The sequence below is a fragment of the Halorubrum sp. PV6 genome (assembly GCF_003990725.2).
GTDB lineage: Archaea > Halobacteriota > Halobacteria > Halobacteriales > Haloferacaceae > Halorubrum.
The window spans coordinates 966,890-988,500 of the sequence record NZ_CP030064.1 but is presented as its reverse complement, the minus strand read 5'-3'; the positions used below and the strand labels follow the sequence as shown (position 1 = coordinate 988,500).

At 67.8% G+C, this 21,611-nt stretch carries 18 protein-coding genes; 8 read left to right on the top strand and 10 right to left on the bottom strand.

What is annotated here, in order from left to right:
* Positions 1-5: 5 nt before the first annotated feature.
* The 4 genes from glpA to DOS48_RS18690 all read left to right on the top strand — a co-directional run bounded on the left by glpA (position 6) and on the right by DOS48_RS18690 (position 5,796).
* Positions 6-1,847 (top strand): anaerobic glycerol-3-phosphate dehydrogenase subunit GlpA, encoded by a 1,842-nt coding sequence (gene glpA, locus DOS48_RS18705; RefSeq protein ID WP_127117199.1) that lies wholly within the window; start codon positions 6-8, stop codon positions 1,845-1,847.
* On the top strand, positions 1,834-3,213 hold the full coding sequence (glpB, locus tag DOS48_RS18700; protein ID WP_127117198.1) for a glycerol-3-phosphate dehydrogenase subunit GlpB: 1,380 nt from the start codon (positions 1,834-1,836) through the stop codon (positions 3,211-3,213). The genes glpA and glpB overlap by 14 nt, the downstream gene beginning before the upstream one ends.
* The gene (locus DOS48_RS18695) at positions 3,210-4,607 is read left to right on the top strand and encodes an anaerobic glycerol-3-phosphate dehydrogenase subunit C (RefSeq protein WP_127117197.1); all 1,398 of its coding nucleotides are present in this window, start codon (positions 3,210-3,212) and stop codon (positions 4,605-4,607) included. Before glpB ends, DOS48_RS18695 begins: the two co-directional genes overlap by 4 nt.
* 100 nt (positions 4,608-4,707) lie before the next feature.
* Entirely contained in the window at positions 4,708-5,796 is a 1,089-nt protein-coding gene (locus tag DOS48_RS18690) for a hypothetical protein (RefSeq protein ID WP_127117196.1), read from the top strand.
* Positions 5,797-5,846: 50 nt separating this feature from the next.
* Here the strand turns inward: DOS48_RS18690 and DOS48_RS18685 are convergent, their stop codons facing one another.
* Positions 5,847-6,992 carry an acyl-CoA dehydrogenase family protein gene (locus tag DOS48_RS18685; RefSeq protein WP_127117195.1) on the bottom strand — a complete coding sequence of 382 codons (1,146 nt, stop codon included), beginning with the start codon at positions 6,990-6,992 and terminating at the stop codon, positions 5,847-5,849.
* A gap of 150 nt (positions 6,993-7,142) precedes the next feature.
* Between DOS48_RS18685 and DOS48_RS18680 the strand changes: the two genes are divergently transcribed.
* Complete coding sequence (locus tag DOS48_RS18680; RefSeq protein WP_127117194.1) at positions 7,143-7,940, top strand: RIO1 family regulatory kinase/ATPase; 798 nt, start codon at positions 7,143-7,145, stop codon at positions 7,938-7,940.
* A gap of 6 nt (positions 7,941-7,946) precedes the next feature.
* On the opposite strand, the gene DOS48_RS18675 is transcribed toward DOS48_RS18680, so the two are convergent.
* The 6 genes from DOS48_RS18675 to DOS48_RS18650 are packed head-to-tail and all read right to left on the bottom strand — an operon-like array spanning position 7,947 to position 13,920.
* Entirely contained in the window at positions 7,947-8,882 is a 936-nt protein-coding gene (locus DOS48_RS18675) for a DMT family transporter (RefSeq protein ID WP_127117193.1), read from the bottom strand.
* 35 nt (positions 8,883-8,917) lie between these two features.
* Entirely contained in the window at positions 8,918-9,667 is a 750-nt protein-coding gene (locus DOS48_RS18670) for an ABC transporter ATP-binding protein (protein WP_127117192.1), read from the bottom strand.
* Positions 9,664-10,452 carry an ABC transporter ATP-binding protein gene (locus DOS48_RS18665; RefSeq protein ID WP_127117191.1) on the bottom strand — a complete coding sequence of 263 codons (789 nt, stop codon included), beginning with the start codon at positions 10,450-10,452 and terminating at the stop codon, positions 9,664-9,666. Before DOS48_RS18665 ends, DOS48_RS18670 begins: the two co-directional genes overlap by 4 nt.
* Positions 10,445-11,623, bottom strand: coding sequence for a branched-chain amino acid ABC transporter permease (locus DOS48_RS18660; RefSeq protein ID WP_127117190.1), 1,179 nt, complete (start codon positions 11,621-11,623; stop codon positions 10,445-10,447). The genes DOS48_RS18665 and DOS48_RS18660 overlap by 8 nt, the downstream gene beginning before the upstream one ends.
* A complete protein-coding gene (locus DOS48_RS18655; RefSeq protein ID WP_127117189.1) occupies positions 11,620-12,579 on the bottom strand; it encodes a branched-chain amino acid ABC transporter permease in 960 nt (319 codons plus the stop codon). The genes DOS48_RS18660 and DOS48_RS18655 overlap by 4 nt, the downstream gene beginning before the upstream one ends.
* A 9-nt stretch (positions 12,580-12,588) precedes the next feature.
* Positions 12,589-13,920 carry an ABC transporter substrate-binding protein gene (locus tag DOS48_RS18650; protein ID WP_127117188.1) on the bottom strand — a complete coding sequence of 444 codons (1,332 nt, stop codon included), beginning with the start codon at positions 13,918-13,920 and terminating at the stop codon, positions 12,589-12,591.
* Positions 13,921-14,103: 183 nt separating this feature from the next.
* Here DOS48_RS18650 and DOS48_RS18645 point away from each other — a divergent pair, with 183 nt between their 5' ends.
* The gene (locus tag DOS48_RS18645) at positions 14,104-14,961 is read left to right on the top strand and encodes a proline dehydrogenase family protein (protein WP_127117187.1); all 858 of its coding nucleotides are present in this window, start codon (positions 14,104-14,106) and stop codon (positions 14,959-14,961) included.
* A gap of 28 nt (positions 14,962-14,989) precedes the next feature.
* On the opposite strand, the gene DOS48_RS18640 is transcribed toward DOS48_RS18645, so the two are convergent.
* A complete protein-coding gene (locus DOS48_RS18640; protein ID WP_127117186.1) occupies positions 14,990-15,727 on the bottom strand; it encodes a helix-turn-helix domain-containing protein in 738 nt (245 codons plus the stop codon).
* An 89-nt stretch (positions 15,728-15,816) separates the two neighbouring features.
* On the opposite strand from DOS48_RS18640, the gene DOS48_RS18635 reads away from it, so the two are divergent.
* Entirely contained in the window at positions 15,817-17,337 is a 1,521-nt protein-coding gene (locus DOS48_RS18635; protein ID WP_127117185.1) for an aldehyde dehydrogenase family protein, read from the top strand.
* A gap of 29 nt (positions 17,338-17,366) precedes the next feature.
* Here DOS48_RS18635 and DOS48_RS18630 read toward each other — a convergent pair whose 3' ends face one another.
* A complete protein-coding gene (locus DOS48_RS18630) occupies positions 17,367-18,272 on the bottom strand; it encodes a DUF5821 family protein (protein WP_127117184.1) in 906 nt (301 codons plus the stop codon).
* Between the two features lie 48 nt (positions 18,273-18,320).
* Complete coding sequence (locus tag DOS48_RS18625; protein ID WP_127117183.1) at positions 18,321-19,361, bottom strand: phosphotransferase family protein; 1,041 nt, start codon at positions 19,359-19,361, stop codon at positions 18,321-18,323.
* 142 nt (positions 19,362-19,503) lie between these two features.
* Here DOS48_RS18625 and DOS48_RS18620 point away from each other — a divergent pair, with 142 nt between their 5' ends.
* Complete coding sequence (locus tag DOS48_RS18620) at positions 19,504-21,609, top strand: hypothetical protein (RefSeq protein ID WP_127117182.1); 2,106 nt, start codon at positions 19,504-19,506, stop codon at positions 21,607-21,609.
* The last annotated feature ends 2 nt before the right edge of the window (positions 21,610-21,611 follow it).

Here is a 21,611-nt window from a genome sequence, read left to right as displayed (position 1 = left end):
AAGGTATGGACCAACAGGTGGACGTCGTCGTCGTCGGTGGGGGATCGACGGGCTGCGGCGTCGTCAGGGACCTCGCTCGACGGGGGCTCGACACGGTGCTCGTCGAGAAGGGGAATCTGACGCACGGCACGACGGGACGGATGCACGGGCTCTTACACAGCGGCGGGCGGTACGCGGTGTCGGACCAGAAGAGCGCGAAAGAGTGTATCGAGGAGAATCGCGTGCTCCGCGACATCGCCGCACACTGCGTCGAGGAGACGGGCGGCATGTTCGTCAAGCGTCCCGAGGACTCGGAAGAGTACTTCCAGGAGAAGCTGGAGGGGTGCCGCGCGTGCGACATTCCGGCGGAGGTCATCGACGGCGAAGAGGCGCGGCGACGCGAGCCGTACCTCGCGCGCGACATCGACAAGGCGATTGCGTTGCCCGACGGCGCGGTCGACCCGTTCCGGCTCTGCGTCTCCAACGCCGCGGACGCCCGCGAGCACGGCGCGCGGATCGAGACCCACGCCCCGGTGACCGACGTGCTCGTCGAGGACGGCGAGGTCGTCGGCGTCGAGATCGAACACGAGACCGGCCCCGGCAAGCGAGTCCACCGCGAACCCGGCACGAAAGAAGAGATCCGCGCGCGTCACGTCGTCAACGCGACCGGCGCGTGGGCGGGGAACGTCGGGGAGATGGCCGGCGTCGACGTGGAGGTGCGCCCCTCGAAGGGCGTGATGACGGTGATGAACACCCGGCAGGTCGACACCGTGATCAACCGCTGTCGGCCGAAGGGCGACGCCGACATCGTCGTGCCACACGAGACCGCCTGTATCCTCGGCACGACTGACGAGGAGGTCGACGACCCCGAGGACTACCCCGAGGAGGACTGGGAGGTCGATCTCATGATCGAGACGCTCTCCGAGCTGGTGCCCGCGCTGAAAGACGCCCGGACGCTCCGCTCGTTTTGGGGCGTTCGACCCCTCTACGAGCCGCCGGGAACCGGCACCGAGGACCCGACCGACATCACGCGCGACTACTTCCTCTTGGACCACGGCGACCGCGACGACCTGCCGGGGATGACGACCATCGTCGGCGGGAAGCTCACCACCTACCGCATGATGGCCGAGTCGATCAGCGACCACGTCTGTGACACGCTCGGCCACGAGGCGACCTGCGACACCGCCGACGCGCCGCTTCCCGGCTCGGAGAGCCCGGCGCGGATGGAGGAGCTGATGGACGAGTTCGGGCTCCGCTCGCCGGTCGCGCGGCGCTCGGGCCAGCGGCTCGGTTCGCGAGCGGACGACGTGCTCTCGACTGCCGACCCGAACCCCGTCGTCTGCGAGTGCGAGGGCGTCACCCGCGCGGAGGTGCGGAACGCGATCGACGAGGCCGGCAGCGACCTCAACGCGGTCCGCCTGCGCACGCGCGCCTCAATGGGGAACTGCCAGGGCGGCTTCTGTACGCACCGGATCGCGTCGGAGTTGGCCCAGGAGTACCCGGAGCCGGTCGTCCGGGACGCCGAGGACGAACTGTACCAGGAACGCTGGAAGGGCCAGCGCCACGCGCTGTGGGGTCGACAGCTCTCGCAGGCGATGTTGAACCACCTGCTGCACGCGACGACGATGAACCGCGACGGCGACCCGGCAGGCCTCGACGCCGACGTCGACTTCGCGGCGTTCGACACCGGGTCCGGAGGTGCGTCCCCCGGCTCAGGTGGTGGCGAGAGCGGGGCGGCCGCGGCCGATGGTGGCCGGGCAGCGAACGACGCGGGCACCGACGGTGGTCGGGCAGCAGACGACGCGAGCACCGATGGTGGCCGGGCAGCGGACGACGCGGCAACCGGAGGGTCCCATGGCGATAGATAGCGACGTACTGGTCGTCGGCGGGGGGCTCGCAGCCATCACCGCGGCCGCCGCGGCCGCCCGCGAGGGCGCCGACGTGCGCCTCGTCTCCCACAAGTCGAGCACGCTCAGACAGGCGTCCGGCCTGATAGACGCGCTCGGATACGTGCCGGCCACGGAGCCGGCACAGCCGCTCCGCGAGGGGCCGCCGACGGCGGGTCGCGAGCTCGACCCCGACGACTGGCCCGACCCGGAGGGGCCGCTCGCGGACCCCTTCGAGGCGATCGGTCGGCTGCCCGAGTCGCACCCGTACCGGACCGTCGGCGCCGACGCGCTCGGGGACGGGCTGTCCCTGTTCGACGAGTTGACCGGCGAGATGTATCGCGGGGGCCACACCGACCGCAACGCGCTGGTCCCGACGTTCGGCGGGAGCGTGAAACCCACGGCGCGCTACCCGGCGGCCGCCGAGGCCGGCATCGCGAGCGACGACCGCCCGACCCTGATCGTCGGGTTCCGGTCGCTCACCGACTACGACGCTCGCGCCTTCGCCGGCCGGTTAGAGGCGGCGGGCGTCCCCTTCGACGTCGCCGGCGCGGAAGTCGAGTTCGCCGAGGCGTTCCGGGCGGACACGAAGATCACCCGGCTCGCGAAGGCGCTCGACCACGACGAGGAAATCGACGGCGTTCCGGCGCGCGAAGCGCTGGCGAAGGCGGTCGCGCCGCATCTTCACGACGTGGTCGACGAGGCGGGCGGCGTCGACCGCGTCGAGCGCGTCGGGTTCCCGGCGTTCCTCGGCGATCAGCACGGCGAAGCGGTCCGCGAGGAGTTGGCCGACCGGCTCGGTGCCGACGTGTTCGAGATTCCGATGGGGCCGCCGAGCCTGCCGGGCCTCCGGCTCGAAGACCGGCTGTACGACGCTCTCGACGAGGCGGGCGTCCGGTTCGAGACCGGGAATCCGGTCGTCGGGATCGAGGCCCAGTCTGACGGCGCTATCGAGACGGTCTCGGTCGACCGGAAGGGCCGCGAGACACCCTACGGCGCCGACGCGTTCGTGCTCGCGACCGGCGGCCTCGTCGGCAAGGGGCTCGACTCGGACCGCGAGGGCGTCACCGAACCCGCGTTCGGGCTGCACGTCGAACAGCCGGCGGACCGCTACGAGTGGTTCGTCGACGACGCGTTCGGCGACCAGCCGTACGCGCGGTTCGGCGTGCGAATCGACGAGGACGGGCGCGCGCTTGACGCGGCCGGAGCGCCGGCCTACGAGAACGTCTTCGCGGCCGGCGGCGTCGTCGGCGGCGCGGACGTGGCACGCGAGAAGTCCGCGAGCGGGGTGTCGCTCGCGACCGGGGTAGTTGCGGGACGACGGGCGGCGAAAGAGGCAAGCCAATGACACGACACACGGACGACGACGGAGCGACCGACGAGACGAACGGGCCCCACGACGAGGCGACGCCGGAGCAGGCCGCCACCGACGGCGGCGTCGAGAGCGCGACGGGCGGGAGCGACTCGACCGAACTCGACCCGGACGCGTACGACCCGGTGGACGTGTTCCCCGGCGGCGACCTCGACCTCCGAGAGGGCGCCGACTCCTGTTATAAATGCACGAGCTGTGACACCTCCTGTCCGGTCGCCGAGGTCGACGAGGAGTTCCCCGGACCGAAGTTCCAGGGCCCCGAGCAGTGGCGGCTCAAGCGCAAGGAGGACCACGACATCGACGAGTCGATCACCTCCTGTTCGAACTGCATGCGCTGTGACGACGCGTGTCCCTCCTCGGTGCCGCTCTCGCAGATGCACAACGAGGCGCGCGGCCAGTACGTCGAAGAACAGATGGAGAAGCTGTCTGTGGAGTATATCCGCAACCGCGTGCTCGCGAACTACCGCACCTCGGCGCGGCTGGCGAGCGTCTTCCCGCGAACCGCCTCGTTCGTGATGAACTTCGGGCCGGTCCGCTGGGGGATGGAGAAGGCGCTCGGGATTCCCAAGGAGCGCGACTTCCCCGAGTTCGCCACCGAGACGTTCCGCGAGTGGTGGAAGGCACGCGGCGGGGCACAGGTACAGAACCCCGACAAGCGCGTCGCCTACTTCCACGGCTGCTACTCCAACTTCAACACGCCGGAGGTCGGCAAGGCGATGGTCCGGGTCTACGAGCACTTCGGCTACGAGGTGATGGTCCCGCCACAGAAGTGTTCGGGCACGCCGATGTTCGCGAACGGGATGTTGAAAGACGCGCGCCGGCACGCCGAGACGAACGTCGAGAGCCTCGTCAAGGCCATCGGCGAGGGCGCCGACGTGATCGCCTCTTGTACCTCCTGTTCGCTGTCGCTGCGACAGGAGTACCCCGAACTGTTCGACATCCACGGGATCGAAGACGTCTCCGAGCACACCTACGAAGCGCTCGAATACCTCCGGATTCACGAGGACCTCGATGGCGAGCTGGCGGAGAGCGAACTCGCGGACGAACAGTCGTTTGCCTACCACGCCCCGTGTCACGCGCGCAACCAGGGCCTCTCTCGGCAGGCGGTCGAGACGTTCCGCGACGTCGACGGCGTCACGATGGAGGACGTGGGCGACTCCTGTTCGGGGATCTCCGGGACCTACGGGTGGAAAGAAGAGAAGTACGAGAAGTCGATGAAGATCGGCGCCGAGATGTTCGAACACATGGAGGACGCGGACGGCGACGTGGGCATGACCGAGTGCCCGACCTGCGCGATGCAGATGGAACACGGGACGGGCTACGAGATCAAACACCCGCTGCAGTTGCTCGAAGACGCGGTCGGCGCGTAAGTCGCCGCTGACGGCAGTTTGTCGCCCGTTTTCAGCCTGATTCTCACCCGAGATAACCACGAAGGAACCCTTATGAAGGAAAGTAGCCACGTCCGGATACGTGACGCTCGCACAGTTCCTCGACCAGTTCGACGGGCCCGACAGGACCATCGTCGTGGTCAACCGCACCGACCCGGACCTCGTCTTGAACATGCTCGTCGACACCTTCGGAGAGAGCGCGGTGGACGTGGTCAGTGGAACCATGCGAACCGTCGACGACTCGAACGCGGAGCAAAACGAACGCGCCGACGGCGGGCAGTCCGGGCACAACCCCGGTGAACTGTCTGACTACGAGGACGGGCTCGCCACCGGCGAGCTGACGACCGAACGCATCGACTGCAGGACAGACGACCCCGTCGGTCCGACCGCCGACGAGGAGGGCGGCCGCGTCGCAGACGACGGGGGCGGACAGGTGTCGGCCGCAGGGGGGAACCGCCCCGTGATCGACGTCGAGGCGCTTCGCCAACACGACGACGTCCCCTTCGAGGGAGACGACCCCGAAACCTTAGAGAACCTCACGCTGCTCATCGAAGAGGACCGAGTGATCGCCGGGTCCACGCTGGACGAACTCAGCCAGGTGCTGCTGCTCGTGAACTCGGACCTCTACGTTACCGGGAGCCGACCGCTCAGCGAGGTCGAACTGCCGTCGGTGGTGAGCGGGCTCACCGACACCGCGTTCTCCCTGCGCGGGTATCCCGAGTCGAACCGACAGAAGCTCCTCCTCATCACCATCTCGCGGTTCATCGAGCGCGCCGCGTGGACGGCCGGCAGCGGGACGCTCCGCTCGTCGTTCCAGCGGCTCTCGCGGCTCAACGACGAGATCGGGACGCGCGAGGTGTACGAGCGCGTCCCTGAGGCCGGCGTCGACACGCACTTGTACGGCGTCGCGGACGAGTTGCCGACCGACCTCGACGCGGTGATCCACGCCGGCGACGGCCCGGACTTCACCGACAGCTGGTTCGTGGCGTTCCGCCCGGAAGGGGGAGCGAAACCGGTCGAGAGAGACGCCGGGAGCGACCTCGAACGCGGCGTCGAAGGCGGCGTGGCGCTGCTCGCGGTCGAGACCGAGCCGCGGACGTGGCAGGGGCTCTGGACCTTCGACGCCGACAAGGTCGCGTCGCTGAACCGCTACATCGAGCGGAATTTATAAGTGCCAGACGGGCCGGCAGCCGGCGCAGTTCCGAACCCCGTGAGCCGGCGCTACAGCCCCAACTCGCGGCCCAACACGACGTGTTGGATCTCGCTCGTCCCCTCGCCTATCTCCATCAGCTTCGCGTCGCGGTAGAAGCGCTGCGGCGCGAAGTCGGTGGTGTAGCCGTACCCGCCGAGCGTCTGGACCGCCTCCTCGGCCACCTCGCGCGCGGCCTCGCTGGCGTCGAGTTTCGCCAGCGCCGACTCCTTGGTGACCGATTCGCCGTTGTCGTACCGGGTCGCGGCCTTATACGTGAGCAGTCGGGCGCGCTCCGTCTGTCGGTGCATGTGGACCACCTTGTCGCGGATCGCGTCGAACTTCCCGATGGGCTTCCCGAACTGCTCGCGCTCGCCGGCGTACGATTTCGCGGCCTCGTAGGCGCCCTGCGCGAGCCCGACCGAGAGCGCGGCGATCGAAATCCGACCGCCGTCGAGCGTCTTCATCGTCTGTTTCCAGCCGTCGCCCTCCGCGCCGAGCAGCCGGTCCGCCGGAAGTCGCACGTCGTCGAGGGCGATCTCGCAGGTCGGCGAGCAGTTGAGCCCCATCTTGTCCCAGACCGTCGTCACCTCGAACCCGTCGTCGTCGGGCGAGACGATGAACGTCGAGATGCCGTCGTAGCCCGCGTCCGGGTCGGTGACGGCCTTCACCAGCACGCTGTTGGCGACGCTCGCGTTCGTGATGAACTGCTTCGTGCCGTTCAACACGTACTCGTCGGCGTCGGCGTCGTAGTCGGCGGTCGTGTCCATGTCGGAGGCGTCAGAGCCGCTTCCCGGCTCCGTGAGCGCCCACGCTCCGAGTTCGCCGCCCTCGGCGAGCGGGCGGAGCCACGTCTCCTTCTGTTCTTGGGTGCCGAACAGTTCGATCGGCTTCGCGCCGAGCGAGGTGTGAGCGGCGAAGGAGAGCCCGATACCCCCGGAGACGCGTCCGAGTTCCTCGGTGACGAGGGCGTACATGAGCTGGTCGCCGCCGAGTCCGCCGTACTCCTCGCTCACCGGGACGCCCATCATGTCGAGGTCGTTCAGGTCGGCGAACACCTCGTCCGGGAACCGGTGTTCGTCCTCTATCTCCTGGGCGATCGGTCGGATCTCCTCCTCGCAGAACTCGCGAACGGTGTCGCGTATCATGCGGTGTTCTGCGGGCAGCTCGAAGTCCATGGGCAAGAATTGCGACGCGAGGGCATAAACAATACGAACGACCATTATCGATTCGGCGGGAGACGGTGAGAAGGAGCCAGGACGCTCGTCGCGACCGAGCCTGCGGTTCCGAGGTGACCATTTATGAGTCGCGACCACTTCGGAGGGGGTATGGAGTTCCGTCGGATCGTGCGCGGTCGGGTCGACTGGCCCGACATCGAGCGGGTCGTCCGCGAGTTGGCCGACCGCTACGACCGCGACGGAATGCGCGTTCGCTTCCTCGACGCCGACAACTGGCTCTCCACGCCGATGGTCGTCGACGACGACCTGTTCGTGAAGGTGATCACCCGACAGAACACCCTCGTGCACGCGCTGTTTACCACCGGGCGGAACCTCGGCGCTTTTTCGGCCGGCACCGAGGGGTTCTTCGAGCGGTACGAGACGCCCTACGAGATGGCGCGCCACGAGTTGGAAGCGACAGAGAAGGTCCGCGAAATCGGGGTCAAAGCCCCCGAACCGATCGAGGCGTTCGAGGTCGGCGACCTCGGCGTCGTCGTGTTGGAGTACCTCCCCGAGTTCCGGACGCTCGGCGACCTCGACCCCGACACCGTCGAGTCCCTCGCGCCGCGGCTGTTCGAGACGCTCCGGACGATTCACGACGCGGGCCTCGCCCACGGCGACCTGCGCGCGGAGAACGTCCTCGTGCGCGACGGCGACCTCTACGTCATCGACGCGACGAACGTGAGCGAGGCGGGTCGCGAGTCGGCCCGCTCGTACGACCTCGCGAGCGCGCTCGCCGCGCTGGAACCGTTGATCGGCGCGCAAGGGGCTGTCAACGCCGCCCTCGACAGCTACTCGACCGACGAGATTCTGGCCGCCCGGCGGTTCCTCGACTTCGTCGCGATACGCCCCGACCACGAGTTCGACGCCACGGCCCTCACCGGCGAGTTAGAGAAGCGGGCGGCGTGAGGTCGGTCACTCCGCGGCCGTGTCGACCGCCTCGTCGGTCGGGCTCGCACGCTCCCGGCTCACGGTCCAGATACCGGCCGACATCAGGGCGGCGCCGACGACGAACCCGGTTCCGAGCGACTCGCCGAGCAGGGCCGCTCCGAGCGCGGACCCGACCGCGGGCTGGGCGAAGAAGAAGACGGCGACCGTCCCCGCGGGCACGTACTCTAAGCCTTTATACCAGAGGAACCACGCGGCCGCCGTCGCTCCCAGCCCGAGGTACGCGACGGCCGCGACCGACGCCGGCGTCAGCGGGATGTCGGTCGGCGACACGCCGAGGTACCACAGTTCGCCGACGGCGAGGGCGCCGAGCAGCGGGAGGCTCGCCAGTGAGGAGTACGTCGCCGCCCGCAGCGCGCCGTGACGCCGCACCGCGCGGACGCCCCAGACGGTGTAGCCCGCCCACGCCGCGCTCCCGATCAGGAGCAGCGCCACGCCGGCGGCGTTGCCCGCGGCGGTCGACGCCAGGTCGTACTGGCCGGCTAAGACGACGGCGGTGCCGACGCCGGCGAGGGTCATGCCGCCGGCCTTCGCCGCCGTGACGCGCTCCCCGAGGACGGCCGCCCCGAGCAGCACCGTGAACACGGGGGTCAGGACCGTCAGCAGCGACCCCTGGCTGGCGTTGGTCAGTTCCGTCCCGACGAACTGCGTCGCGACCGTCAGGGTCACCCAGCCGCCGAGCGCGACGAAGGTCGGCCACTCGTCGCGAGACGGCGTCGAGCCGCCGCGCCCGGCGACGACGAGAGAGAGCGCGCCGGCGCCCACGGCGACCCGGAGAAAGCCGAGCGTCACCGGCGGGATCAGCGCGAACCCCCACTTGCTGACGACGTACATCCCGCCCCACAGCGCGGCGGCTGCGAGGGGGGCGAGCGCGAACGCGTATCGGCCGATGCCGGACGCCATTCGAGAAGCGGTGCGAGAAGAGAGCGGTCGGGGTCTCAGCCGCCCAGGTACAGCTGTGAGACCTCCTCGTCGTTCAACAGTTCGTCCGGGGTGCCCTCGAAGCGGACGGTCCCCTGGTCGAGGACGTACCCGCGGTCGGAGATGCCGAGCCCCTTGGTCACGTTCTGCTCGACCATGAGGATCGCCGTGTCCATGTCGTTGACCTCTTGGACGTCCTCGAACACGTCGTCGGCGGTGTTGGGCGCGAGCCCCGCGGACGGCTCGTCGATGAGCAGCACGTCGGGCTCCATCACCAGGGCCCGCGCGAACGCCAGCACCTGTCGCTGGCCGCCGGAGAGCGTCCGCGCCTTCGCCTTCCGCTTCCGGTCGATGATCGGGAAGCGGTCGTACAGCGTCTCGATCACCTCGTCGAGCCCGCCGTCGCGGGCGACGCCGCCCATCCGGAGGTTCTCGTCTATCGTCAGCGAGCCGAACACGTTGTCGGTCTGGGGGACGTAGCCGATCCCCTCGCGGACGATCGCTTCCGGCGCCATCCCGCCGATCTCGCGGCCGTGGTACTCGACGCTGCCGACCCAGGGGGTCAGCATGCCGAACGCCGTCTTGAGGACGGTCGACTTCCCGGCCCCGTTCGGACCGACGAGACAGACGATCTCGCCCGGATCGAGCCGGATCGAGAGGTCGTCGAGCACCTGCACCTCGCCGTACCCGCTGTCGACGCTCGACAGCGAGAGGACGGGATCGGTTCCGCCGTTGGCCCCCGCGGGCGCTGTGGGTTCGTCGCTCATGCGCCACCTCCGAGATACGCGTCGATGACGCGCTCGTCGTTGCGGACTCCGTCGGGAGTCCCCTCAGTCAGGACGTGTCCCTGGTCTAAGACCACGATCGGGTCCGCGAGATCCATCACGAACTCCATGTCGTGTTCGATGAGCAGGAACGTCGTCCCCTGTTCGTTGAGCCGCCGAATCTGCGTTTTCAGTTTCTTCGCGAGCGTCGGATTCACCCCGGCCACCGGCTCGTCCAGCAGGAGGACTTCCGGCTCGGCGAGCATCGCGCGTGCGAGCTCGACGAGTTTCATCTGGCCGCCGGAGATGTCGGTCGCCGGCTGCGTCGCGAGGTGGTCGATCTCGAAGTCCTCCAAGATCCGCTCCGCCTCGGCGAGGTTCGCCGACTCGGCCTCGTCGACCGCGCCGGGCGAGGTGAAAAGCGAGACGAACGACTCGCCGGGCTGTTCCCGCGGTCCGACGAGCATCGCCTCGCGGACGGTCATCCCTTCCAGTTTCCGCGGCGTCTGGAACGTCCGGATGAGCCCGTGGTCGGCAACCTCGTACGGCTCCATGCCGGTCACGTCGGTCCCGTTCACTTCCACGGTCCCCCCGTCCGGCTCGTAGAAGCCGGAGATGAGGTTGAACAGCGTCGATTTACCGGCGCCGTTCGGACCGATGAGGCCGGTGATCGTTCCGCGCTCGACCTCGAACGTCGCGTGGTCGGTCGCCGCCAGCCCGCCGAACGACTTCTGGAGGTCGTCGACGCGCAGGACGACGTCGTCTTTCGGGAGGGCACCCTCACTCATCGTCCCCACCCCCTTTCTGTTCGCGGACGCCGCTCTCCGGTCGTTCCGGCGCCCCGCGATCGTCTATCGCGTTCGGCCAGATCAGCTCCCGCTGTGGCGGGAGGACACCCTGTGGCCGGTATCGCATGACCGCGACGATCACGACCCCGATCAACAGCAGCCGAAGCGGCGCGGGGTCGATCACGGGCACCTCGTTCAGGAAGCGCGTCCCCTCGCGGATCGTGACGATGACGATGCCGCCGAAGAGCGCGCCGCGGTTGGAGCCGCTGCCGCCCAAGATCACCGCGACCCAGGCGTAGAACGTCGTGATCGGGTCCAGATCGCCCGGTCCGACGTACAGGTTCAGGTGCGTGTAGAACACGCCCGCGAGCGCCATGATCAGGCTGCCCAGAATGAACGACTGCATCTTAAACGAGTAGGTGTTCTTCCCGAGCGCCCGCGCGAGGTCCTCGTCGGACCGAATCGTGCGCAGCACCCTCCCCCACGGCGAGCGGTGGGCCCGCCGCAAGACGAGGTAGGTCCCGCCGGCGAACGCGAACACGAGCAGGACGTTCAGCGACGCGCGCCAGAACGACGTTTCGAGCAGTATCGGCGATCCGGGTATGATCACCAGCCGCAGCCCCGGCATCGTCTCCGGGAACGACGAGAGCACCGGCCATCCTTTAAAGAAGCCGGGGATACCGCGGAGGCCGGCGCTCCCGTTCGTCAGCCAGCGCTCGTTGAGCACGATCAGCCGCACGACCTCCGCGAGGCCGAGCGACGCGATCGCGAGGTAGTCGGCGCGCAGCCGAAGCGTCGGAATGCCGATCAAAAGCGCCAACACGAGCGCGACCACGAGCGCGACCACGAGGCCGATGATCGGGTTGAGTCCGCCGGCGATCGGCGAGCTGTCGGCCGTCATCAGCGCCGAGCCGTACGCGCCGATACCGAAGAACGCGGCGACGCTGAAGTTGATCAGGCCCGTAAAGCCCCACTGGGCGTTGAGGCCGAAGGATAACAGCGCGTACATCCCGGCCAGTCCGACGAGGAACAGGAAGTACGCCGGGCCGAGCGCGCCGGTGACGAGCGCGCCGAACAGGAACACCATGAACGCGACGCTCACGCCGAGCACCCACTTCTCCGGGCGGCTCAGGTCCGAAAGCGTCTCTTTCGGGTTCGCGAGGAGGCTCATGTCGCCCCCTCCCCGGCGATGCCGTTCGGCCGGACCAACAGCACGAGAACCATTATCACGAACGCGATCGCGTTCGCGTACTCGATGCTGACCAGTCCCTCGGCCACTCGCGCGAGCCACCCCGGCCAGATCGGAAGCGCTTCCACGACGTTGGAGAAGAACGGCGTCAGTTGGTTTATCATGCCGATGAGGAACCCGCCGGCCATCGCCCCGTAGACGGAACCGATCCCGCCGAGGATCACCGCCGCGAAGATCACGAGCAGGAGGTTAAAGCCCATCCGGGGCGCGAGCTGGTTGAACAGCCCGAGGAACACGCCGCCGGCCCCGGCGAGGCCGGCGCCGATGACCCACGTCCAGAGCTTGATCCGCTTCGTCCGGATGCCGCTGACGCGCGCGAGATCGGGGTTGTCCGCCATCGCGCGCATCTTCCGTCCGAGGTCGGTGTACTGAAGCAGGACGTGGAGTCCCACGACGAGGATCACCGCCGAGACGACGATGGCGACATCGTGGAGCGTCACTCGGATGCCGTACGGCAACAGCGCGTCGATCGGCCGCAGCGCCTGGATGTCGAAGTCGGTCGACTCCGAGCCGAACCGGATCTGGATCACCGCGCGGTAGATGAACGCGATGCCGATCGACGTGATGAGCAGGCCGATCGAGTCGATGTCGAGCGGCTCGTAGATCAGCTTCTCGGTGCCGACGGCGACGAGTGCGGCCACCGCGATCCCGGCGACGAGCGCGACGAAGAAGCCGTACGGCAGCCCCAACACCGCGCCGCCGAGGCCACCGATGGCGCCGAACGTCACCAGCGACGTGTACGCGCCGATGGTCATCGTGTCGCCGTGCGCGAAGTTCGCGAAGTCGGCGATGCTGTACACTAAGGACAGCCCGATGCTGCCGAGGACGATGATGCTACTGAAGACCAGCCCGTTAGCCAAATATCCGAGAACGGTCATCGGTCGGGATCAGCCTTCGACGAAGTCGATCCCTTCGTATGCGTGGTCCTGTACCTCGAGCACCTGCAGGAACCCGACCGGGTCGCCGGCGTCGTTGAAGTCGATCGGACCGCTGACTCCCTGGTAGTCGACGTCGTCCGGGCCGCCGCCGTCGGCGAGGATCTCGCTTGCGGCCTCGAAGGAGGTCACGGTCTCGCCCTCGGGACCGGAGACGCGCCGGACGGTGTCCTGAAGCGCCGCCCCGGTGAACTCGTCTGCCGCCTGAATCGCGAGCGCGGCGTTGATCACGCAGTCGTAGGCGTACGCGGCCCACGAGGTCGGCTCTTGGCCGTACTCGGACTCGAACGTGTCTCTGAACGACTGGTAGTTCTCCTCTTCGACCGGCGCGGAGGGGACAACGATCTTCATCCCGTCCATGCTGCCCTCCGGCGTGTTCTCGATGACGTTCGCTCCCTGCACGGAGTCGGCGCCGTAGAACTGGGCCTCGTACCCCGAGGAGAAGACCTCGTTGACCATCGTCGAGAACTCCGCCTGGTAGGTGATGAACAGCCACGCGTCCGCGTCCGAGCTGTTCATCTCGGAGATGACGCCCGAGTAGGACGCCTGGTCCTGGTCGTGCGGGTTGTTGTACGCGATGTCGCCGTCCCACGCGTTGACGAACGCGTCGGTGAGGCTCTGTCCGTAGTCGTTGTTGACGTACGTGATGGCGACCGAGTCGTAGCCGTCCTCCGCGATGATGTTCGAGAGCGCGAGCGACTGGCTGCGGCCGGACGGTGACATCCGGAGCAGTCCGGGGAAGTTTGTGAGGTTGAGCCCCGTCGAGTTCTGGCTCAGCTGGACCACGTCGGTGTCCTGCACGACGCTCTCGTAGATCGCGAGCGAGACGCCGGAGCCGACCGCGCCGATGAGGAACGGGACGCCGTCCTGATTGACGAGCTTCTGGGCGGCAGCGATCCCGCCCTGGTTTTCGCTCTCGGAGTCCTCGACGGCGATGTTGAGCTCGCGTCCGCCGATGCCGACCTCGTTGACCTGCTGTAAGGCGAGGTCGACGCCGCGTTTGTTCCGCTGCCCGAACGCCGACAGCGAGCCGGTGAGGGAGTTGACCATCCCGATCTCGTACGGGCCGGAGTCGCCGCCGTCGGACCCGTCGGACCCGTCGCTGCTGTCGGAGCCGTCCGAGCCGTCCGAGCCGTCCGATCCATCCGACCCGTCGCTGCCGTCAGATCCGTCGCCACCGTCGTCGGTGGTGCTCAGGCAGCCGGAAAGCGCGGCGACGCCCGCGCCGCCGGTCAGTTTCAGCAACGTTCTCCGATTGGCCAAGTCCGTGCTATCTCGTGACATATATAGCCTAGTAGATTTTGTGGACGTAAGGGTAACTGAAACCCGACCCGTCCATGGTCGGCTAAGGGCAAATTCACGCCGCCCGTGTGACACGTTGGAGCCGTGTGAAATAAAATTCAACCAAATTCAGTGAAATAATTGGTCGGGTGCCCTTATATACGGGACGGGTGTTGAACGTGTGCTATGATTCCGCCTATCGCGAGCAACTTCGTCGCTGGAGAGACACCAGAGGCGGCGCTCGAACACGTCGAACGGCTGAACGACCGGGGCGTGGCCGGCATCTTGAACCTCCTCGGCGAGCACTACGAGGAGCGCCCGCCCGCCGACGCCGACGCCGACGCGTACGTCGACCTCGTCGAGATGATCGCCGAGCGCGACGTTGACAGCTGCGTCTCGGTGAAATCGAGTCAGATCGGCCTCGACATCGGCGACCACGTGTTCGAGGAGAACCTCGCTCGCATCGTCGAGGCGGCCAACGACGGGGACGGAGACGGGACCTTCGTCTGGATCGACATGGAGGACCACGAGACGACCGACGTGACCCTCGACGCGTTCGAGCGACACGCGGTCGAGACCGACGGCAACGTCGGCGTCTGCGTTCAGGCCAACCTCAAGCGCACGCGCGAGGACCTCGAACGACTCGCCGACCTGCCGGGGAAGGTCCGACTCGTCAAGGGCGCGTACGACGAGCCCGCGGAGCTATCGTATAAAAAGAAGGCTCGGGTCGACGAGTCGTACCGGGACTGTCTCGCGTACATGTTCGAGGCGTTCGACGACGGCATCGCGGTCGGCAGCCACGACCCCGCGATGATCGAGTACGCGGCCGACCTGTACGACGAGTACGGCACGCCCTACGAGGTCCAGATGCTCACCGGCGTGCGGGAGTCGGCGCAGTTCGACCTCGCCGCCGACCCCGACGTCGACGCCGAAGTGTATCAGTACATCCCGTACGGCTCCAAGTGGTTCTCCTACTTCTACCGGCGGATCAGAGAGCGCAAGTCGAACGCGCTGTTCGCGCTGCGAGCGATCGTCGGGAACTGAGCGGCCTCTCGACCGGGTTGCCGTTATTTTACGGGTCGAGGAGTTTCGACTCCGCCTTCCGGAGGTGTTCGAGCAGCGTCGTCTTCGAGACGTCGAGGCCCTCCGCGAGCTCGCGGGTCGACGCCTCCCGCGGCCACTCGTAGTAGCCGGCCTCGCGGGCGTGCTCGTACACCTCGCGCTGTGTCGTGGTGAGCGTGTCGAGGCGCTGCTCGCGAGGCGACCGCGTCGGATCGCCCGACGACGACATCGACTGGACGCTCACTTCGGCGCCGGACCGATCCTGGACCGCGTCGAGCGAGTCGCGTATCTCCGTCCGCTCGCCGACGAAACACACCTGCCACTCCTCGCGGCCGTCTTCGATCCGCACCGGGGCGCTGTGGACGAACCCGTGTTCTAAGAGCGTCGGACACACCATGTCCGCCGGGTCGTACTCCAAGAAGAACTCGCGCACGACGTTGCCCGGCGCGTCCCGAGCGCGGCCGAACCGCTCCTGCAGTTCGAGGAGGTTGCCCGCGCGGTTCGACGCGCGGATGGCGTCGAGCAGCTCCTCGACCTCCTCGTTCGTGTCTCCGAAGGCGGTGAACAGCCCGTTCACCGAGTTCGGCGCGTCGCTGTCCGCCTTCGGAGTGTTATAAATGGCGTGGGCGAGGACGCCGCCGTTGGTCCGGTCGGTCGCCTCGATCGCCCAGCAGTTCGGGTGCCACAGATCGAGCGTGAGCCGCGTCCCCGACCAGCCGTCGACGCCGCCCGCGTCAGTTGAAGCCATTGTTGGCTGTCCCGTGGCATTGCATCGCAAAGAGTCTGCCGACCATGGTCGGGAGGGATATTTGGACACATCGGCGACTGTGCTGATCCATGTCGGACACGTACCAACACTACATCGACGGTGAGTGGGTCTCGGGCACTGGCTCGGAGACCTTCGAGAGCGAGAACCCGGCGACCGGCAAGACGCTGGGCACGTTCGAGCGCGGAACGCCCGAAGACGTCGAGTCGGCCGTCGACGCCGCCGACGAGGCGTTCGACGAGTGGCGCGAACTCTCCCGCATCCAGCGCGCCGAGTACCTCTGGGACGTATACCACGAGCTTCGCGAGCGAACCGACGAGCTCGGCGAGGTCGTCACGAAGGAGTGCGGCAAGGAGATCTCCGAGGGCAAAGCCGACGTGGTCGAGGCCGCACACATGGTCGAGTGGGCCGCCGGCGACGCCCGCCACCCGTCGGGCGACATCATCCCCTCCGAAATCCCGTCGAAGGACGCCTACATGCGCCGGGCCCCCCGCGGCGTCACCGGCTGTATCACCCCGTGGAACTTCCCGGTCGCGATTCCGTACTGGCACATGGCCATCGCGCTGGTCGAGGGCAACACCGTCGTCTTCAAGCCGGCCGAGCAGACGCCGTGGTGCGCCCAGATCATCGCGGAGATGTTCGACGACGCCGGCATCCCCGACGGCGTGTTCAACATGGTCCAAGGGTTCGGCGACGCCGGGAACGCGATCGTCGAACACGACGACGTCGAGACGGTCCTCTTCACCGGGTCCGCCGAAGTCGGCCACCACATCCAGGACAAACTCGGCGGCGTCCCCGGCAAGCGCGCGGCCTGCGAGATGGGCGGGAAGAACGCCATCGTCGTCACCGAGGAGGCGGACCTCGACGTCGCGGTCCACTCCGCCGTGATGTCCTCGTTCAAGACGACGGGCCAGCGCTGCGTCTCCTCCGAGCGACTCATCGTCCACACCGACGTGTACGACGAGTTCAAGGAGCGCTTCGTCGAGGTCGCCGCGGACGTCTCCGTCGGCGACCCGCTCAATGAGGAGACGTTCATGGGGCCGGTCATCGAGGGCGAACACTTCGAGAAGATCTCGGAGTACAACGAACTCGCCCGCAAGGAGGACGTGAACGTCCTCGTCGACCGAACGAACCTCGACGACGACGAGATTCCCGACGGCCACGAGGAGGGCCACTGGATCGGGCCGTTCGTCTACGAGGCCGACCCCACCGAGGACCTTCGGTGTACCCACGAGGAAGTGTTCGGCCCCCACGTCGCGCTCTTGGAGTACGACGGCGACATCGAGCGCGCGGTCGAGATCCAAAACGACACCGACTACGGGCTCGCCGGCGCCATCATCTCCGAGGACTACCGGCAGATCAACTACTACCGCGACCACGCCGACCTCGGACTCGCGTACGGGAACCTCCCCTGTATCGGCGCCGAGGTTCAGCTGCCCTTCGGCGGCGTCAAGAAGTCCGGTAACGGCTTCCCCTCGGCGCGGGAGGCCATCGAAGCGGTCACCGACCGCACCGCGTGGACCCTCAACAACTCCAAGGACATCGAGATGGCCCAGGGGCTCTCCGCGGACATCAAGACCAAGGAAGACTGAGCGACGCCGCGTCGCGCTGTTTTGCGTTTTTAAATCGATTCGAGCGCATCGACCGCTTCCGCCGCCGCCGTCGCGTCGGCCAGCGCGCCGCGAGCGACGAGTCGGTGCCGAGGGCGACCGACCGGCTGTGTCACCGACTCGGTCGCGACGACCCCGGCGTCGAGCAGGGCGCGTTTTATCCGAGTGAACGTCGCCGCGCTGCCGAGCCCGGCGTCCTCACAGGCCCGTCGGAGGTCGCGGTCGAACGCGCCCTCGCGCGCGCCGGCGGCGTACACCCGACGGCGAGCCGCGCCGCGGTCGAACGGCTCGGCGTCGTCCCCGGCGTCGAGCAGCCGAATCGCCTCGTCGGCGACCGCGCTCCCGCATCGCCCGGCGAGCGCACCGTAGAGCGCGTGCCGACTCGGGGTCCGCAGGCGGACGGGCTCGCTCTCCGAGACGAGCGCGTCGTAGCGCTCGCGGAGCGTCGCGTCGGCGCCGACGCGACACCACGGTCCGGCGGCGTCGCTCGCTTCGTTCCCGTCTTCGCCCCCGGCGACGAGGACGCAGCCGTCCGACTCGCCCGCGAGAACGGGGTTCGGCTGCGCCGCGTCGAGCGAGCGTAGCTCCAGCGTTCCCGCTTCAACGAGCGCCGCGAGCCGACTCGCCGGGTGGTAGCGCCCGACCAGCGCGTCGACGACGGCGTCGGCCGCCACGACGGTCAGCGTCGGGAGCGTCGGGTGCGTCGCCCCCGGCGAGAGCGGGTCGCCGTCCGCACCGGCGGCGTCGCGCAGCGCGTCGAGGGAGGGGTCGACCGCGGTCGGTGCGGCGTCTCGGTACGCGTCGACGACCGCCGCCAACAGCGGGCGAGTGGGGTCGACGAGGACCGGATCGGTGAACGAACCGATCGAGAGGGACCCGTCGACGAGCGGGAGCCGCGGCAGCGAGACGCGAGTCACTGACGGATCTCTCCGGCTCGGCCGGCATAAGCGTGGTGACGCGGGCGATTACACCGCGTCCAGCCGCGACCGGAGCTCCGCGTCCGCACGGTCGACGAGCGATTCCAGCGGCTCGTCGAGGTGCGTCCTCCACTGGTCGATAAACCCCGACCGACCGAGCATCCGGACCACCTCGTACACGGGGCGGCGCTCGGCGAAGCCCGGCGGGAGTCCGCCGGCGCGGTCGCGGTACCCCTTATAAAGAGCGGCGGCGTATCGCGCCGGGCCGCGGGTGTCGAACCCGTTGAGAAGCTGGTCTTCCGCTCGGACGAGGTCGCGCACGGGGTCGCCGACGTGGGCGAGCTCCCAGTCGATCGGCACGATCCCGTCGGGGCCGGCCCGGCCCGAGGCGCCCGCTCGCTCCGAGGGCTCGCGGTCGCACACGAAGAGGTTCGGCTTCGCCACGTCGCCGTGGAGCAGGGCGGCGGGCGCCGCTTCGAGCCGGTCGCGGTTCGCTTCCACGCAGTCGAGGACGGCGTCGTAGTGGTGCGCCAGCCGCTCGGAGGTGCCGATCTCGCGAGTGCGCTCGACGGTCGACCGGAGCACGTCCGGCCACGGCGCCGGGTCGCACGGGAGGCCACGTTGCGGTTCGACCGCACTGGTGTTGGGGGCCGTCTGACCGGGTCCCTCGCCGACGATCTCGCCGTGATCTTCGAACGGGACCGCGTGGAGCGTCGCGAGGGTCGCGCCGACGCGCCGGAGGAGCGCCTCTCGGCCGGTCGGTCCCGTCGTCTCCCACAGGTCGAACAGTTCCTCGCCCGGCGCGGGCGCGGTGACGAGGTAGGGGACCGCCGCGTCCGGGTCGGCCGCCAACACCGCCGGCCCCGAGACCGACCGCTCCGCGTCGAGGTACCGGAGGACGGCCAGTTCGCGGGCGACCCGGCTCCCGTCGCCGCCGGCGGCGACCTTACAGAACGCCCGAGTCCCGTCCGCGAAGGCGACGCCGACCGTCTCGTTGGCGCCGTTCCACGATGGGCCGACGCCGAACGTATCGCTGACGGACCGGTTCGGAAACGCCGCACCGAGGGCGGTCGCGACCCGCGATTCCATACCCGTGTGTCACGGTCGAGGGATGATAATTGTACTGTCACGCTATGGCACTCCGACGGCGGATCCCCTTCGAAACGTCCCGTATCTCCTACCTTAGAGAAAATCCGACACACTCATACTTATTGGTAAAATATCATAACACGTGACTGATGATGGGGTAGACGGACGGATCGGGTTCGAAACCGACGGGGAGACCCTCCGGATACGCGACGCGCTGGAGGGCGAGGAGTTCCTGCTCGAACTCGACCGGGAACCGGCGTTGGAACCCGCGTTGGGCGACCTATTTCTCGTCCCCATCGATCACGCCGTGAGTTTCGAGGTCGAATCGGTCGCGATACCGTCCTGTTCAGACGCCGCAGTCCGCGACGCTGACGGGAACCTTATCCAGTGGCTCTACGAGTCGACGGAGTTCAATCGCGGGACCTACTTCCTCGACCTCAGCGGCGTGATGAAGGTGTTTCTGCGGGTCGCTCATACGGGGTTCTCCGCAACGGGGCTGGGCGATTCGGAGACGATTTCCCTGACATTCGAACGCCCGACGACCGTCACTATCGGCGCGCGCTCGCTGCATACCAGCCCCGAGGCGACGATCACCGTCTCCGAGGATCCGGCCGCCATCGCCGAGGCGGTGTCGGTGCTCGGCTCCTCGATCAAGGAGTTCACCCCGGAGCGGTCGTGGCCGACGCTCCGCGGGCATCCGCCGCGGATTCGAATCGGCGAGGAACTCGACATCCCCAGCCCGCTCGTCGCACCTGAGACCGGGGTCGAGGTGGTCGTGAGACCGACGTACGCCGACGTGTACCGCCTCTCGACGCTGTCGTTCTACCTCGGTGCGAGGATGGTCGTGGGAGACGAGCCGGCGATACGGTTCGAAAACGGGTTCGTTGAACCGCTTCCGACCGACGGCGTCGCGCTGGAGGAGCGCGCCGAGGAGTTGCTCCGGACGTGGTTCTTCCTCGACACGCTCGCGCGGACGGAGGGGTACTTCAAGTCCGACCGCTACGAGTACGAACAGGTGGGCTCGGAACTCCCATTTTACCCACCAAATCTGGCCGACAGTTCGATGAGCGAACGGTTGATGGAGTATCTCGAAGTGACACCCGAGACCGTCGCGCCGTACACGCCGGCGTGGTCGACCGAGGCGGTGGTACGCCCGGTCCCCGAGGCCGCGGAGCTGCTCCCGTACTTTGCCAACGCACTCGCACCCGTCAGGGTCCGGGGAACAGACGACCCAGCGGTAGACGCACCCATCGCGCTTGCGACGTCTCCGTGGGCACACTGGCGAGACGACGAGACTGTATCGAACGACGTGCCGTCACCAGACGAGACCCCCGTTCCGGCGGGCACAGCGGTACTGACGACAGACGTGTACGAGAACCAACTCACGAGAATAAACACGGCACGCGGAAAGCTCCGACTCGTCGCGTTGGCCGCGTCGGAAGCGCGCGCGACCGAACTGCGTCAAGCGCTCTCCGAGCCGGAAGTGCCGGGCGGGGTCGGTTCCTGGGAAGTGATCGAGAACCCGGATGGTGACACGGTAGCGAGGCTATTCGCCGACCCCGACGTGGACATCCTGTACTGCGCGCTACCGACCGAAGGAGCGGACGGTGTCGTCACCGCAACAGGGACCGTCTCGATCGACAAACTCGACGACGCGCCGGCGCTCGTCTTCGTCGAGGGAATCATTGACCCGTCGGTCGGGGGTTCGATTATCGAGGCTGGCGGGCAGTCGGCAGTGTTCACCGAACACGCACTCACGCCGGAGTCGTTCAGATCGCTGAGTGGCCTGTTAGCCATTGGACTTCCGGTCGGAGCGAGCATCAGCCTCTCTGGAGTCGACTCCGCGACTCAAACGCGGATCGTCGGCGATCCGGGCAGCGGAATCACCTCGCAGACTTCCGTGGGAATGCGTGTACACCTGGTACGCTCGGAATCACCGACGACTCACTATGTCGAATACACGTCGATTCCGTTGGACTCGCCGCTGGTTGGGATGGAACACCAGAGCCTGTTGGACGAGTACCAGTCGCTGACCGAGTTAGTCGGCACGGGAGCGACCGACGGTCCGACGATCGAAACCTCAGAAATTTTTGACATACTCGAAGAAGGCGACTCCATCGTCCACTTCAACGGCCGAATCCTCCTCCCCGAAGATGTCGACACGGAGGCCGACATCGAGCGCTTGGCCGAGGAGTCGCTCGCCGAAGACGACGACGCACAGGAACAACGACCGCCCCGTTCCGAGTGACC

What these genes read in the sequence shown, in the direction of transcription:
- glpA (WP_127117199.1), top strand. Translation starts at nt 6, where the DNA reads ATGGACCAACAGGTGGACGTCGTCGTCGTCGGTGGGGGATCGACGGGC.
- glpB (WP_127117198.1), top strand. Translation starts at nt 1,834, where the DNA reads ATGGCGATAGATAGCGACGTACTGGTCGTCGGCGGGGGGCTCGCAGCC.
- DOS48_RS18695 (WP_127117197.1), top strand. Translation starts at nt 3,210, where the DNA reads ATGACACGACACACGGACGACGACGGAGCGACCGACGAGACGAACGGG.
- DOS48_RS18685 (WP_127117195.1), bottom strand. Translation starts at nt 6,992, where the DNA reads ATGGACTTCGAGCTGCCCGCAGAACACCGCATGATACGCGACACCGTT.
- DOS48_RS18680 (WP_127117194.1), top strand. Translation starts at nt 7,143, where the DNA reads ATGGAGTTCCGTCGGATCGTGCGCGGTCGGGTCGACTGGCCCGACATC.
- DOS48_RS18675 (WP_127117193.1), bottom strand. Translation starts at nt 8,882, where the DNA reads ATGGCGTCCGGCATCGGCCGATACGCGTTCGCGCTCGCCCCCCTCGCA.
- DOS48_RS18670 (WP_127117192.1), bottom strand. Translation starts at nt 9,667, where the DNA reads ATGAGCGACGAACCCACAGCGCCCGCGGGGGCCAACGGCGGAACCGAT.
- DOS48_RS18665 (WP_127117191.1), bottom strand. Translation starts at nt 10,452, where the DNA reads ATGAGTGAGGGTGCCCTCCCGAAAGACGACGTCGTCCTGCGCGTCGAC.
- DOS48_RS18660 (WP_127117190.1), bottom strand. Translation starts at nt 11,623, where the DNA reads ATGAGCCTCCTCGCGAACCCGAAAGAGACGCTTTCGGACCTGAGCCGC.
- DOS48_RS18655 (WP_127117189.1), bottom strand. Translation starts at nt 12,579, where the DNA reads ATGACCGTTCTCGGATATTTGGCTAACGGGCTGGTCTTCAGTAGCATC.
- DOS48_RS18650 (WP_127117188.1), bottom strand. Translation starts at nt 13,920, where the DNA reads ATGTCACGAGATAGCACGGACTTGGCCAATCGGAGAACGTTGCTGAAA.
- DOS48_RS18645 (WP_127117187.1), top strand. Translation starts at nt 14,104, where the DNA reads ATGATTCCGCCTATCGCGAGCAACTTCGTCGCTGGAGAGACACCAGAG.
- DOS48_RS18640 (WP_127117186.1), bottom strand. Translation starts at nt 15,727, where the DNA reads ATGGCTTCAACTGACGCGGGCGGCGTCGACGGCTGGTCGGGGACGCGG.
- DOS48_RS18635 (WP_127117185.1), top strand. Translation starts at nt 15,817, where the DNA reads ATGTCGGACACGTACCAACACTACATCGACGGTGAGTGGGTCTCGGGC.
- DOS48_RS18625 (WP_127117183.1), bottom strand. Translation starts at nt 19,361, where the DNA reads ATGGAATCGCGGGTCGCGACCGCCCTCGGTGCGGCGTTTCCGAACCGG.